The following is a 12971-nucleotide window of genomic DNA, read 5'->3' as shown; positions in this document are numbered from 1 at the left end:
TGCCACCGGGCCCCGGCTCCCCGGGCGCACCGACCGCCGCATCGAGCACGACCGCGCGGCGTCCGTCGATCCCCGGCCTGGTCGGGTTCGCGGTCGCGCTGGTCGGGGTCGTGCTCGCGTGCGTGCCCCTCACGGCGCCGATCGGATGGGTCGTCGTGGCTGCCGGCTTCGTCGTGTCGCTCGTCTCGCTGTTCCTGCGGGGAACGAAGTGGCCGGGCATCGCCGGGCTCGCCGTAGCCGTGCTCGGCTCGACCCTCGCGGGCGCGGTCGCCCTGATCGCGGTCGGGCTCACGTCGGTCGAGGCGTCCGGAGACCCGGTGCCGTCGCCGAGCGCGCCGGCGACGGAGTCCGGTTCGCCCGTCGACCCGTCGACGATCGACGGCGCCGAGATGGTCGCGTTCGAAGACCTCGAGGTGGGCGATTGCCTCCCCTACGTGGACTACACCGGCGAGGACACGATCTTCGAGCTCCCGGTCGTGCCGTGCGATCAGCCGCACACCGACGAGGTGTACTTCATCTATGAGGTCGACGACCAGACCTTCCCCGGCGAGAGCGCACTGCTCGACGAGGCGTGGGACGGCTGCCTGGCGCAGTTCGAGGGATTCGTCGGCGTCCCGTACGAGCAGTCGGAGCTGGACTTCTACAGCTACCAGCCCACGAAGGCGTCATGGACCCGTGCGGGCGACCGCGCGATCCAGTGCATCGCCTACAGCTACGACGATGTGACCGGCACGCTGCGCGGCGCCGCTCGCTGACCGCCGCACACGACGAAGGCCCCGGAGCGATCCGGGGCCTTCGTGCGTCAGTCGTCGTCGTCGCGGCGCTTGCGCCAGCGGATGCCGGCGGAGATGAAGTCGTCGAGGTCGCCGTCGAACACCGCGGCGGGGTTACCCGACTCCTGCCCCGTGCGGAGGTCCTTCACCAGCTGCTGGCCGTAGAGGAAGTAGGAGCGCATCTGGTCGCCCCAGCTCGCGGTGATGTTGCCCGCCAGCTCCTTCTTCTTCGCCGCTTCCTGCTCCTTCTGCAGCAGCAGCAGGCGGTTCTGCAGCACGCGCATGGCGGCTGCCCGGTTCTGGATCTGCGACTTCTCGTTCTGCATCGACACGACGATGCCGGTCGGGAGGTGCGTGATGCGCACGGCGGAGTCGGTCGTGTTGACCGACTGCCCACCCGGGCCCGAGGAGCGGAACACGTCGACGCGGATGTCGTTCTCCGGGATGTCGACCTCGGTGGCCTCCTCCATCAGCGGGATCACCTCGACGGCGGCGAACGACGTCTGCCGCTTGTCGGCCGAGCCGAAGGGGCTGATGCGCGCGAGGCGGTGCGTGCCGGCCTCGACGGAGATCGTGCCGAACGCGTAGGGGGCATCGATCTCGAAGGTCGCCGACTTGATGCCCGCACCCTCGGCGTACGAGGTGTCCATCACCTTGACGGGGTACTTGTGCCGCTCAGCCCACCGCAGGTACATGCGCATGAGCATCTCCGCGAAGTCGGTGGCGTCGTCGCCACCCGCCCCGGAGCGGATCGTGACGATCGCGCTGCGCTCGTCGTACTCGCCGTCGAGGAGCGTCTGCACCTCGAGCTGGTTGATGAGGTCGGTCAGGGTGCCGAGCTCGTTGCGCGCCTCGATGGCGGAGTCCTCGTCGCCCATCTCGTTGGCCAGGTCGACGAGCACCTCGAGGTCGTCGAGGCGCTGGGCGATGCCGGTGATGCGCGCGAGCTCGGACTGACGGTGGCTCAGCGCACTCGTCACCTTCTGCGCGTTCTCGGTGTCGTCCCAGAGGTCGGGCGCACCGGCCTCCTCGCTGAGTCGCGCGATGTCCTCGCGCAGACGGTTGACATCGACGACCTCGCTGATGTCGCCGAAGGTGTGCCTGAGCGCCTGGATTTCGGCGGAGAGATCTAGTTCGAGCATGACACCTCAGCCTAACGTGCCGCCCGCGCCCGCGGGGACGCCGTCGTCGGGTGCTGCTCCCGCGCGGGAGTAGCGTGAGCAGGGTGAGCAGCGCATCCACGGTCCTTCGTCAGTTCGGACCGATGGTGTATCTGCCCACCGTCCTCTTCGCCCTCGGCGAGGGGGCGGTCATCCCCCTGATCCCGGTGATCGCCGCGTCGATGGGTGCGGACGTGGCGACGGCGGCGCTGGTCGCGTCGGCGCTCGTGGTGGGACAGCTCTGCGGGAACCTCCCGGCCGGCTGGGCCGTGGGCCGCATCGGCGAGCGATACACGATGGTGATCGCCGGAACGGCGGCGCTGCTGTCCGGAGCGGGCATGCTGTTCGCGCCGTCGCTCGGCGTGCTCGCGGCCTCCGTGTTCGTGCTCGGGCTGTGCGCGGCCGCGTTCGGGCTGGCGCGGCACGCGTTCATGACCACGCGCGTTCCCCTGCCGTTCCGTGCGCGCTCGCTGTCCCTGTTGGGCGGCAGCTTCCGTCTGGGCATCTTCATCGGCCCGTTCGTCACCGCGGGGCTTCTGCAGCTGTTCGGCAGCGAGTCCGCGGCGATCTGGTTCTTCGCCGTCTGCCTCGTGGTGATGGTGCTGCTCGTGCTGTTCGGGCCGGACCCGGAGGCGACGATCCCGCCCGTACGTTCGACCGAGCGTTTCGTGGAGGACAGCGGAGAGGCCGTGAGCGGCTCGATCCCGACGATCGAGCGCGCGGGCATCTTCCAGACCATGTGGCGGCAGCGACGACTGCTGTCACGGCTCGGTCTCGCCGCCGCGTCTCTGTCCGCCGTCCGCTCCGCCCGGCAGGTGGTCCTGCCGCTGTGGGGCCTGTCGCTGGGGCTCGACGCGTCGACGATCGCGCTGGTCGTCGGGGTCTCGGGCGCGATCGACTTCGCCCTCTTCTACGCGAGCGGGCAGGTGATGGACCGGTTCGGGCGGCTGTGGGCGGCCATGCCGGCGATGCTGCTCATGGGTGTCGGGTTCCTCGCCCTGGCCTTCACCCACGACGGGGATGCCGCGGTGCTGTGGTTCGGGATGTTCGCCGCCGTCCTGGGCGTGGGCAACGGGCTCTCCAGCGGCATCCTGCTCACGCTCGGCGCCGACGTCGCCCCGGAGCGCGAGCCCGCCGCCTTCCTCGGGTCCTGGCGCACGCTGACCGATGCCGGCGGCGCCGTCGCCCCGCTGCTCGTCTCCGCCATCACCGCGGTGTCGACGCTCTCCGTCGCCGCGGGCGCCATCGGCGTGATCGGACTGCTCGGCGCTGCCGGGTTCCTGCGGTGGATCCCCCGCTTCGTCCCCCGTCCGGATCCGCCCGCGGAGGCCTGAGGCCCCGGCCGGTCACCGCAGGGCGGTGCGGCTCGTCGCGGTCGCCTGCAGCGTGAGACCCTCCGGCACGAACGGCGACACGAGCGGTGGATGCCACGCCGTGCGAACGGTCACGCGGGCCGAAGCCCCGTCCGGGGAGGTCGCCGACACCAGCACCTCCTCCCCGCCCGCACCTTCGACGAGCGGCCGGGCCTGCGCCGCCACCGCCTCGTCCGTGAGTTCCGCGCGCGGCGTCTCCCCCTGCACCGTGAGGACGAAGCCGTCGGTTCCGGCGAGCGCGGCCGCATCGGCGAGGGCGTCCAGGCGCTTCTGGGCGATGTACAGGTCGGTCGCGCAGGCGCACACGAAGATCACGGCGAGCGCGAGCAGCACGTAGCCGAGCACAAGCAGCAGCACGCTCCCCTCCTCCGCGTCCGTGCCTCGGGCGGCGTCCCCCGCCTTCACTCGGCACCCCACTGACGCGACACCTTCTGCGCCGACACGGCCTCGATCGGCACCGACACGGCTCTGTCCAGGCCCAAGACCGCGGGCACGAACGGCAGGCGGGCGCTGGTGGCGACCGAGACCGTGACGGTCGCACCGGCGGAGGGGCACGGAACACCCTCCGGACGACACCTCACGGTCAACTGCACGTCGTCGTCGTCGATGCCGTACTGCGATGCGATGCTCGACAGCACCGCATCGCCCTGGGAGGCGGCCGTCCTCGCGTCGGGAGCGGTCGCGATCACGCGCGCCGCGTGCCGCGCGGCGGCCTCGACCCCCAGCGTCTGCTCCTGAACGGAGCCCAGCACGATCACCAGATACAGCAGCGGCACGAGCATCAGAACCCCGGCGGCGATGAACTCCAGGGAGCTCGAGCCGCGATCATCCCGCATCGAACGACTCCGCCGGTGCGTGAGCCTCGACCTGCAGCCCATACGGCACGCCGATCAGGCCGAACACCGGCAGGCTGGTCCGCACCCGCACGTCGACCGACTCCCGGCCGGCGACGCGCGACGTCCCGACGGCGACGTCCTCCGCGTAGGCGGGGCCGATCGCGCGGGTGATCACGTCCTGCGTGCGCTGCTTCCCCTCGCCGAGCGAGACGTCTGCGAGGGCCGCGTAGTAGGCACCCTCCACCGCCGCGTCGTGCACCACATTGCGCACGTAGACCGCGAGCGCCAACTGCAGCACCGCGAGGGTGAGGGCGGTGAGGAGCGTGCCGACCAGGACGAACTCCACCGGGTTCGACCCGCGGTCATCGATCACGGCCGCACGGAGGGGCACGTCAGAGACCCGACACCCGCTGGATCGCCTGCTCGAACAGCGAGGTCAGCGCGGGCCCCGCGACGGCCCAGATCACCACGACCAACCCCGCCGTCATGAGTGTCACGAGCACCCAGCCGGGGACGTCTCCCCTCTCGTCGTCGGCGAGGGCACGGAGCGGAGAACGCAGGCGTGTGATCATGCCGTCAGTCTGCCCGGGAGCGCCCACCCGCGTCCGCGGTTATCCACAGGCCCTGCGCCCGGCGCGTCAACCGAGGCCGAGCCGCAGGATGAACAGCCCGGGATAGATCGCGAACACCACCGACAGCGGCAGGATCAGGAAGACCAGCGGCAGGAGCATCAGGATCTCCTTGCGCCCGGCCTGCTCGATGAGGGTGCGCTTGGCCTCCTCCCGCGCGTCGCCGGCCTGGGCGTGCAACACGGCGGCCAGCGGTGCTCCGTGCTCCAGTGCGGCGACGATCTGGTCCACCGCGCGCGAGAGGCCGGGCAGCTCCAGCCGTGCGGCCATATCGCCCAGCCCCTCCGCGAGCGTCGACCCGGTCCCCACCTCCAACACGACGCGGCGCAGTTCCCCGGTCAGCTCGCCCGACCCCACCCCGGCCACGCGCCGCACCGCGTCGAGGAAGCTCTCGCCGGCCGAGAGGCACAGCGCCAGGAACTCGAGGGTCGTCGGCAGTTCGTCGGCGAGCCGCGTGCGCCGAGCCCTGACGCGGGCGGAGAGCTGCATGTCGTAGCCGATCGCGGCCGTCGTGCCGGCGAGCAGCGGGATCACACCGACCGGCACCGACCAGCGACCGGTGAGCACGAGCACGATCACCGCGATCGCACCGGTCGTGATGCCCGCCAGCGTCCAGGCGAGCTGTCTGCCCCGGAACGCGACAGGACTCAGCGCCGACCCCGCCTGCGCCAGGCGCTTGCGCAGCACGTCGCCGTCGCCCACCAGACGCTCGAGGGCATCGCGCACCCGCTCGCCCGGCGAGCCCCGGTGCGCGGGGAGGCGTCCGACGCCCGGAAGCGCCGTCGCCGGCAGCCGCTCATCGTCCACCACGTCGCGCACGTGGGGGGCGATCCGAGACATCAGCGATGCCGCCCGCCACCGAGGCAGCCGCGCGAGCAGAAGGAGGACCCCGGCCGCGAAACCGCCTCCCAGCAGGACCGCGGCCGCGAGCGCCGTGATCCCGGTCATCCGAACCACCGCCGCGGCTCGGGGAGACGCCCGATGCGGACCATGATGCGGAAGGCCGCGACCGACACCACGGCGCCGACGCAGATCACCACCACCCCCTCGGGGGTGCCGTAGGCCTTGGCTCCCTCGGGTCGCAGCACCAGCAGCGTCAGGATGACCCAGGGCGCGACCGCCCCCAGCACCGCGGCCCCGCGGATCCACGACTGCCGTGCCTCGACCTCTCCGCGCAGCGCCGCATCCGCCCTGACCGACGCCGACAGGGCGCGCAGCACCCCGATCAGCTCGGTGCCCCCGACCTGCCGCGCCATCCGCAGCGTCTCGACGATGCGATCGCCGATCGGGTCGGCCAGCGCATCCTTCAGCCGGTCGAGGCTCGACTCGAACCGGCCACTGCCTTCCAGGTCCCGAGCGAACGCGCGGAAAGCGGGGCGGAGTGCAGGCGGTGCGGACTCGCCGAGCGACGCCACCGCGTCCGGGAGCGACAGCCCGACCCTGATCGACGCGATCAGCAGATCGCACACGTCGGGCCAGAGCTGCCGGCGCAGTCGCCGCAGCCGCCGCCTTCGGCCGCGCAGGAAGGCGACGGGGGCGACCCCTCCCGCGAGGATCGCCAGCGCGGCGAGCACCGTGACCCCGGTCGTGAGCCAGACGATCGATCCGGCGATGAGGGCCGCCGCGGCGATCGCGGCGATCAGCGCCGAGGCGGGAAGCGCGGGAAAACCGGCCTCCTCCCCGAGCCGTGTGAGGCGCCCCTGAGCAATCGCACGCGGCGCCCGGCGCTCCGCCGGCCAGAGCCACGGCGAGAGCACCAGGAGCAGGCCCGCCGCCAGCATCGCCCCGAGCAGCACGCTCACGCCTGTGCTCCCCCGACGAGGTCCGCGAACGATGCCACCCGGTCCCGCGCTTCCGCGGTCGCGTCGTACACCGTCCGGCACTGCACGCGACCGTCGCGGACCTCGCCGGACGGGGCGAGGATCTCGCGGACGCGGCGTCGTCCTTCCCGATCCCGCTCGCAGTGCACCACGAGGTCGATCGCGGATGCCAGGGCGGGAGCGATGAAACCACGGTCGATGTTCCGTCCGGCGAGCAGGGGCAGCAGGCAGAGCTTCTCGATCGCCTCGACCGCGCTGTTGGCGTGCACCGTGCACGCCCCCGGCACGCCGGTGTTGAGCGCCAGGACGAGGTCGAGAGCCTCGGCGTCGCGCACCTCGCCGACCACGAGCCGATCCGGGCGCATGCGCAGCGCCTCCTTCACCAGCCGTCGCAGGGTGATCTCCCCCGTGCCCTCCAGACTGGGCTGCCGTCCTTGCAACGCCACCACGTCGGGCCCGCCGACCGCGAGCTCGAAGGTCTCCTCCACCGTGACGATGCGCTGAGACGACGCGCACGCCGCGAGAAGCGCCCCGAGGATCGTCGTCTTGCCCGCGTGCGTCGCCCCGGACACGATCACGGTCGCCCCCTCGCGCATGGCGGTCGCGAGCTCCGCCGCCGTCGCGGGCGGCAGCGAGCCCTGCGCGACGAGCTCGTCCAGCGTGCGGTGCCCGGTGAGGAATTTGCGGATGTTCACGCTCCACGCGCCGCGCACCACGTCGGCGATCGCGACGTGCAGCCGAGAGCCGTCGGGCAGCGACGCGTCGACGAACGGCTGGCCGATGTCGACGCGGCGTCCCGAGGAGTGCAGCATGCGCTCCACGAGGTCGCGCACGACGGTCTCGTCGAGGCGCAGGCCGGTGCGCTCGGATGTGCCGCCGCGGGCCACGTGCACGCCGCCGTCGCCGTTGACCCAGATCTCCTCGATGTCCGGCGCATCGAGGAGCGGCTGCAGGACCCCGAAGCCGCCGACCGCGGCGAGCACCTCCCTGATGCACGCGGTCTCGTCGTCCACGGGCTCCGCCCCGCGCGCCAGCGCGAGATCGTCGTAGCGCCGCACCTCCGAGCGCGCGATGGATCTCGCACGCTCCGGGTCGTCGGCCGGGTCGACGCCCTCGGCACGCAGGCGACGACGGACGTGTTCGGCGATGGCCGTGGAGGGATGGATCACCTGAGCATCCTGACAAGGATCGCCGCGGCCCCTCCGGAGTTATCCACACCGCCCTATCGACCAGCCCCGGGCGCTGTCAACCGTGTCGCGGCAGGTCCCACCCGCCGCCTACGCTGGGCCGACGAGCCGCGAGGAGACGACGTGCAGCGCGCCACACCAGCCACCCCCGACCCCACCGTCACGGTGGTGATCCCGGTCAAGGACGACGCCGCCGAACTGCACCGCTGCCTCACGGCGCTCGCCGCGCAGACGCGCGCCCCGGACGAGATCCTGGTGGTCGACAACGCCTCCACCGACGCGTCCGGCGCGGTCGCGTCCGCTCATGGCGTGCGGCTCATCCACTGCGCGACGCCCGGCACGGCCGCGGCGAGCGCAGCCGGCTACGACGCCGCGTCGGGAGACGTGCTCCTGCGTCTCGATGCCGACTGCATCCCGGACCGGCAGTGGGTCGAGGTCATGCTCGCGGCCTGCGTGCGCGACCCCGGGGTCGCGGCGTGGACCGGGGGCGCGCTCTTCCTCGACGGACCGCGACTGCTGCGCCGCCCGCTCGCGACCGCGTATCTGCTCGCCTACGCCCTGGTGTGCGGCAGCGCCCTCGGACATGCACCGCTGTTCGGCTCGAACCTCGCGCTCCGGCGCTGGGCGTGGCGCGACGTGCGCGACCGCGTGCACCGCGACGACCCCGAGGTGCACGACGACCTCGACCTCGCGTTCCACCTCGGCGAACGCCACCGCATCCGCTGGGCGCGCGAGGCGGGGATGGGCATCTCGATGCGTCCCTTCCACAGCGGCCGTTCGTTCGCCCGCCGCGTGCACCGCGGCGTCCGCACGGTGCTGATCCACTGGCCGGAGGACTTCCCGCCCGTGCGGTGGACGCGGCTGGCCCTGCGCCGTACGCTGCATCGGCTCGGCGTCCCCGCTCCGGCGAGGTGGCGGTCGTGAGCGCGCCGCTCCTCGGCCGTCCGCGCGACACCGAGCTGCTGATCATGAGCGTCAACGTGCGCCGCGACCTCGGTGTGCTGGCGGTGCGGGCGGCCGACCGCTGGGCCACCCGCCGGGACCACGTCGCCGCGATGCTGCGCGCCGAGCGGCCGCATGTGCTCGCGGTGCAGGAGGCCCTGCCCACGCAGGCGCGTGCGATCCGGGCGGCCCTCGGCCCCGCATACGGCTCGATCGGCCACGGTCGGCGTCCCGGTCCCCGCGGCGAGGGATGCCCGGTGTTCTACGACAGGGAGCGGCTCGAGCTGCTCGACGGATGGCAGCGCGCGCTGTCCGACCGTCCCGAGGTGCCGGGCTCGATCGCGTGGACGAGCGTCCTGCCGCGGGTCGTCGTGGGCGCGCGGTTCCGCGACCGGCGCTGCGGGGTCGAGTTCACGCTCCTCAACACGCACCTGGACGCGTTCTCGCCGTGGGCGCGGAGGCGGCAGGCCGCAGAGGTGCATGCCGCGGCGGTCGCGGCGGGGACTCCGGTCGTCGTCACCGGAGACCTCAACGCGGCCGAGGGCTCGGCGCCGTGGCGGGCACTCACCGCGGGCGGGGCGCTGCGCGACACCTGGCGTGTGGCAGACAGCAGGGCGACGCCGGCGTGGGGCACGTTCGCGCACTACCGGACGCCCCGGGTCGGCCGACGCATCGATGCGATCATCGCGTCCGCGGAGGTGCACGTGGTCCGGGCGGGGATCGATCCGCGGCAGCACGGCGGCGGCTGGCCGTCGGACCACCTTCCGGTTCAGGCCCTGGTCGACCTCGCTCCGCCGGCACCGGGTCCCCTCGGGGAGGGCGCATGAAAGACGACTTCCTCCGCCCGCCCCGCACCGTCGCCGAGTACGCGGCCGACGGCGTGCGGGCGATCGGCGTGCTGAGCGTGATCATCGCGGCGATCTGGTCGACCCCCACCGACGCGGGCGTGCTGGCGTTCGCGCTCCCGGCGCTCATGCTGCCCCGTGCGCTCGGCTTGCGCGGGGGAGCCGACCTCGCGGTCGGAGCGATCGTGCTGATCGCGGCCGTGAGCAACGTGTTCGACCTGTACCGCTCGCTGCCGGGCTGGGACCTCGTGGTGCACTTCCTCTGCACGGGTGTGATCGCCGCCACCGGCTACGTGGTGCTCGCGCGCCTCGGCATCGTCCCTCCCCAGGGCTCCCCCGCGTTCCGCCCGCGTCTCCCGCTCGTCGTCTGCCCGCTCATCGGACTCGCGGCCAGCGCGCTGTGGGAGATGGTCGAGTGGGCGGGCCGCACGTTCATCACGACGGAGATCTTCGTCACCTACGAGGACACGATCGGGGACATGGCGATGGGCGGGCTCGGCGCCCTGGTCGCGGGAGCCGTCGTCGCGGTGGTCGGACTCGAGCGCGATCCGCGCCGCTGAGACGGGAAACTGCGGGCCGATCCCCAGAGTGGAGCTCGGCCCGGGTCAGTAGACTGAACCCACCGCGCGGGAGTGGTGGAATTGGCAGACACGCAGGATTTAGGTTCCTGTGCCTCACGGCGTGTGGGTTCAAGTCCCACCTTCCGCACGACGGGTGCTGTGGCATCCCTCATCGCACTACCGCCGACAATTCACGACCGACGGGACTCCTTCCGTGCTCGAAAGCATGCTGCACGCACCGACCGCCCTCATCCCCTGGCTGGATCCGCAGACGATCATCGCCGCGGCAGGGCCCTGGGCACTGCTCGTCGTGTGCTTCATCGTGTTCGCCGAGACCGGGCTCCTGGTCGGCTTCCTGCTCCCCGGTGACACGCTCCTGATCATCGCCGGGCTGCTCACCCACACCAGCAACGTCTTCGGCGTGAACATCTGGGTCGTCACGCTCCTCATCGCGCTGTCGGCGTTCATCGGCGGCGAGGTCGGCTACTACATCGGCCACAAGGGCGGTCCGGCCATCTTCGAACGCAAGGAGTCCGGCCTCTTCAGCAGGAAGAACGTCGAGCGCACCAACGCCTTCTTCGAGCGGTTCGGCGGCATCACCGTGATCCTCGCCCGCTTCGTCCCCATCGTGCGCACCTTCGCCCCGGTCGCGGCCGGCGTGGGCCACATGCCGTGGCGGCGCTACACCCTCTACAACCTCATCGGCGCGATGCTGTGGGGCTTCGGACTCACGATGGTCGGCTACCTGATCGCGTACATCCCCTGGGTGCGCGACCTCGTCGTCGACTACATCGACGTGATCCTCCTGATCGCCGTCGGTGGCACGGCCGCGGTCACGCTGTGGCACTACCTCACGGAGCGTCACAAGGCGAAGAAGGCCGCGGCGGCGGGCGAGGATGTGGTGACCGACCACCGCGAGGCCGAGGAGCTCGCCCTCGATCCCGAGGTGTTCGACCGCGCGCCCGACCTGGACGGCGACGGCAAGCACTGACCCGGTCCACCGGGTCCGGCACGTCAGCCGGCGCTCTTCGCGCGCTTCTCCTTCGACCGCGCCACGCTCGCCCGCAGGGCCTCCATGAGGTCGATCACCTCGCCGCCGTCCGCCGCCTTCTCGGTGTCTCCGAAGGTCTCCGCGACATCGAAGGTCTCCCCCGCGTCGATCTTCGCGTCGATCAGGGTCCGGAGCTCCTTCTGGTACTCGTCGACGAACTCCTCGGGGTCGAAGTCGGCGGAGTAGCTGTCGACCAGGGAGGACGACAGCTCGAGCTCCTTCTTCGAGATCCGCACGTCCTCGTCGAGCGAGGGGAACTCCGCCTCGCGCACCTCGTCCGACCAGAGCAGCGTCTGCAGCACCAGCACCTTGCCCCGCACGCGCAGCGCCGCGAGTCGCGTCTTCTGCCGCAGGGTGAAGCGCACGATCGCCGTGCGGTCGGTCTGCTCGAGCGTCTTGCGCAGCAGCACGTACGCCTTGGGCGACTTCGAATCCGGCTCGAGGTAGTAGGGCTTGTCGAGCGTGAGCGGGTCGACCTGGTCGGACGGCACGAACTCGACCACGTCGATCTCCCGGCTCTTCTCCGCCGGGAGGGCCGCGAGGTCGTCCTTGGTGAGCACGACCGTCTGTCCGTCCTCCACGTAGGCGCGGTCGATGTCGGAGTACGCGACGGTCTCGCCGCACACCTCGCACGTGCGCTGATAGCGGATGCGCCCGCCGTCCTTGTCGTGCACCTGATGCAGCGGCACGTCGTGGTCCTCCGTCGCCGAGTACACCTTGACCGGGACGTTCACGAGCCCGAACGTCAGCGCGCCCTTCCAGATGGTCCTCATCCCACCAGTAGACACCAGCCCCACCTGTCACGACCAGCCCTTGACTACGCTGGGCCCATGGTGGGAGAGGCGCAGGTCGTGCAGATCGACGGCCGACGGCTGCGCGTCACGAACCTCGACAAGATCGTGTACCCCGCCACCGGCACCACCAAGGGCGAGATCATCGCCTACTACACCGCGATCGCGCCGCAGCTGCTGCCGCTCCTACACGGTCGCCCCGTCACCCGGAAGCGCTGGGTAGAGGGGGTGGGGACCGCAGAGGCCCCGGCCGACGCGTTCTTCACGAAGCAGCTCGAACCCGGCGCCCCGGAGTGGATCGCCCGCCAGGCCATCCAGCACTCCGACGGACCGAAGGAGTATCCGCTGGTCGACGACGTGCCGACGCTGGTGTGGCTCGCCCAGGTGGCCGCGATCGAGCTGCACGTGCCGCAGTGGCGGTTCACGGCGGACGGTCTGCCCGGACGCCCCGACCGCCTGGTGCTCGACCTCGATCCCGGTCCGGGCGTCGGACTGCCCGAGTGCGCCGAGGTCGCCCGCCTGGCCCGGGTGCTCCTGCAGGGCATGGGGCTCGATCCGCTCCCGGTGACCAGCGGCAGCAAGGGCATCCACCTCTACGCCGCCCTGCCAGGGGAACAGACAAGCGCCGAGGTCTCCGCGGTCGTGAAGGAGCTCGCCCGCATCATCGAGAACGAGCACCCCGACCTCGCCACCAGCGTGATGTCGAAGGCCGTCCGCGGCGGGCGCATGTTCCTCGACTGGAGCCAGAACAACGCCAAGAAGACCACGATCTCGCCGTACTCGCTGCGGGGGCGCGAGCGGCCGTGGGTCGCGGCGCCGCGCACGTGGGACGAGCTCGACGATCCGGGGCTCGCGCACCTCGAACTCGACGAGGTGCTGGCACGGGCCGCCTCGGGTATCGATCCGCTCGCATCGCTCCACCCGTCCCCCCACACCGCCGCTCCGGTCGCGGCGCCTCCCGCGCGCGAGTCCGCGGTCGCCGCCACATCCCGGCCGGCCGAGTC

At 71.8% G+C, this 12971-nt stretch carries 16 protein-coding genes and 1 tRNA gene; 8 read left to right on the top strand and 9 right to left on the bottom strand.

Annotation, left to right across the window (positions count from 1 at the left end):
- Nucleotides 1-755, top strand: a 755-nt coding sequence (locus DW299_RS03640) for a septum formation family protein (protein WP_136035715.1), incomplete at its 5' end; no start/stop codon positions are given.
- Between the two features lie 47 nt (nucleotides 756-802).
- On the opposite strand, the gene prfB is transcribed toward DW299_RS03640, so the two are convergent.
- Nucleotides 803-1915: a peptide chain release factor 2 gene (gene prfB, locus DW299_RS03635; protein WP_136030651.1), complete on the bottom strand. Its 1113-nt coding sequence runs from the start codon at nucleotides 1913-1915 to the stop codon at nucleotides 803-805.
- Nucleotides 1916-2037: 122 nt separating this feature from the next.
- Between prfB and DW299_RS03630 the strand changes: the two genes are divergently transcribed.
- Nucleotides 2038-3267, top strand: coding sequence for an MFS transporter (locus tag DW299_RS03630; RefSeq protein ID WP_136035721.1), 1230 nt, complete (start codon nucleotides 2038-2040; stop codon nucleotides 3265-3267).
- 12 nt (nucleotides 3268-3279) lie between these two features.
- Here the strand turns inward: DW299_RS03630 and DW299_RS03625 are convergent, their stop codons facing one another.
- From DW299_RS03625 to DW299_RS03595, 7 genes are all read right to left on the bottom strand, one after another.
- Nucleotides 3280-3663 (bottom strand): hypothetical protein, encoded by a 384-nt coding sequence (locus DW299_RS03625; RefSeq protein WP_205814322.1) that lies wholly within the window; start codon nucleotides 3661-3663, stop codon nucleotides 3280-3282.
- Nucleotides 3664-3707: 44 nt separating this feature from the next.
- Nucleotides 3708-4142: a TadE family protein gene (locus DW299_RS03620; protein ID WP_240745308.1), complete on the bottom strand. Its 435-nt coding sequence runs from the start codon at nucleotides 4140-4142 to the stop codon at nucleotides 3708-3710.
- On the bottom strand, nucleotides 4132-4533 hold the full coding sequence (locus DW299_RS03615) for a TadE/TadG family type IV pilus assembly protein (RefSeq protein ID WP_206253170.1): 402 nt from the start codon (nucleotides 4531-4533) through the stop codon (nucleotides 4132-4134). The genes DW299_RS03620 and DW299_RS03615 overlap by 11 nt, the downstream gene beginning before the upstream one ends.
- A 1-nt stretch (nucleotide 4534) precedes the next feature.
- Nucleotides 4535-4714 carry a hypothetical protein gene (locus DW299_RS03610; protein ID WP_136030645.1) on the bottom strand — a complete coding sequence of 60 codons (180 nt, stop codon included), beginning with the start codon at nucleotides 4712-4714 and terminating at the stop codon, nucleotides 4535-4537.
- Nucleotides 4715-4780: 66 nt separating this feature from the next.
- The gene (locus DW299_RS03605) at nucleotides 4781-5719 is read right to left on the bottom strand and encodes a type II secretion system F family protein (protein WP_136035710.1); all 939 of its coding nucleotides are present in this window, start codon (nucleotides 5717-5719) and stop codon (nucleotides 4781-4783) included.
- The gene (locus tag DW299_RS03600; protein WP_136035708.1) at nucleotides 5716-6573 is read right to left on the bottom strand and encodes a type II secretion system F family protein; all 858 of its coding nucleotides are present in this window, start codon (nucleotides 6571-6573) and stop codon (nucleotides 5716-5718) included. Before DW299_RS03600 ends, DW299_RS03605 begins: the two co-directional genes overlap by 4 nt.
- On the bottom strand, nucleotides 6570-7760 hold the full coding sequence (locus tag DW299_RS03595; RefSeq protein WP_240745307.1) for a TadA family conjugal transfer-associated ATPase: 1191 nt from the start codon (nucleotides 7758-7760) through the stop codon (nucleotides 6570-6572). Before DW299_RS03595 ends, DW299_RS03600 begins: the two co-directional genes overlap by 4 nt.
- Before the next feature lie 141 nt (nucleotides 7761-7901).
- On the opposite strand from DW299_RS03595, the gene DW299_RS03590 reads away from it, so the two are divergent.
- The 5 genes from DW299_RS03590 to DW299_RS03570 all read left to right on the top strand — a co-directional run bounded on the left by DW299_RS03590 (nucleotide 7902) and on the right by DW299_RS03570 (nucleotide 11116).
- Nucleotides 7902-8702: a glycosyltransferase family A protein gene (locus tag DW299_RS03590; protein WP_240745306.1), complete on the top strand. Its 801-nt coding sequence runs from the start codon at nucleotides 7902-7904 to the stop codon at nucleotides 8700-8702.
- Nucleotides 8699-9547, top strand: a complete 849-nt coding sequence (locus DW299_RS03585) for an endonuclease/exonuclease/phosphatase family protein (protein WP_136035704.1) — start codon at nucleotides 8699-8701, stop codon at nucleotides 9545-9547. The genes DW299_RS03590 and DW299_RS03585 overlap by 4 nt, the downstream gene beginning before the upstream one ends.
- Nucleotides 9544-10125 carry a DUF2238 domain-containing protein gene (locus DW299_RS03580; RefSeq protein ID WP_136035702.1) on the top strand — a complete coding sequence of 194 codons (582 nt, stop codon included), beginning with the start codon at nucleotides 9544-9546 and terminating at the stop codon, nucleotides 10123-10125. Before DW299_RS03585 ends, DW299_RS03580 begins: the two co-directional genes overlap by 4 nt.
- Before the next feature lie 66 nt (nucleotides 10126-10191).
- Nucleotides 10192-10273: transfer RNA gene (locus DW299_RS03575), tRNA-Leu, on the top strand.
- 78 nt (nucleotides 10274-10351) lie between these two features.
- The gene (locus DW299_RS03570; RefSeq protein WP_136030635.1) at nucleotides 10352-11116 is read left to right on the top strand and encodes a DedA family protein; all 765 of its coding nucleotides are present in this window, start codon (nucleotides 10352-10354) and stop codon (nucleotides 11114-11116) included.
- A 23-nt stretch (nucleotides 11117-11139) separates the two neighbouring features.
- On the opposite strand, the gene ku is transcribed toward DW299_RS03570, so the two are convergent.
- Nucleotides 11140-11949, bottom strand: coding sequence for a non-homologous end joining protein Ku (gene ku, locus DW299_RS03565; protein ID WP_136030633.1), 810 nt, complete (start codon nucleotides 11947-11949; stop codon nucleotides 11140-11142).
- Nucleotides 11950-12006: 57 nt separating this feature from the next.
- On the opposite strand from ku, the gene ligD reads away from it, so the two are divergent.
- On the top strand, nucleotides 12007-12971 hold a 965-nt coding region (gene ligD, locus DW299_RS03560), incomplete at its 3' end, for a non-homologous end-joining DNA ligase (RefSeq protein WP_205814321.1).

This window comes from Microbacterium sp. K35 (genome assembly GCF_004794375.1).
GTDB classification, from domain to species: Bacteria; Actinomycetota; Actinomycetes; order Actinomycetales; family Microbacteriaceae; genus Microbacterium; species Microbacterium sufflavum.
The sequence above is the reverse complement of the archived record's forward strand: the minus strand, read 5'-3'. Positions and strand labels throughout refer to the sequence as shown.

Excerpts from the sequence above, each read along its gene's own strand:
- DW299_RS03580 (WP_136035702.1), top strand. The coding sequence starts at position 9,544 with ATGAAAGACGACTTCCTCCGCCCGCCCCGCACCGTCGCCGAGTACGCG.
- ku (WP_136030633.1), bottom strand. The coding sequence starts at position 11,949 with ATGAGGACCATCTGGAAGGGCGCGCTGACGTTCGGGCTCGTGAACGTC.
- DW299_RS03620 (WP_240745308.1), bottom strand. The coding sequence starts at position 4,142 with ATGCGGGATGATCGCGGCTCGAGCTCCCTGGAGTTCATCGCCGCCGGG.
- DW299_RS03610 (WP_136030645.1), bottom strand. The coding sequence starts at position 4,714 with ATGATCACACGCCTGCGTTCTCCGCTCCGTGCCCTCGCCGACGACGAG.
- DW299_RS03570 (WP_136030635.1), top strand. The coding sequence starts at position 10,352 with ATGCTGCACGCACCGACCGCCCTCATCCCCTGGCTGGATCCGCAGACG.
- DW299_RS03630 (WP_136035721.1), top strand. The coding sequence starts at position 2,038 with ATGGTGTATCTGCCCACCGTCCTCTTCGCCCTCGGCGAGGGGGCGGTC.
- prfB (WP_136030651.1), bottom strand. The coding sequence starts at position 1,915 with ATGCTCGAACTAGATCTCTCCGCCGAAATCCAGGCGCTCAGGCACACC.
- DW299_RS03605 (WP_136035710.1), bottom strand. The coding sequence starts at position 5,719 with ATGACCGGGATCACGGCGCTCGCGGCCGCGGTCCTGCTGGGAGGCGGT.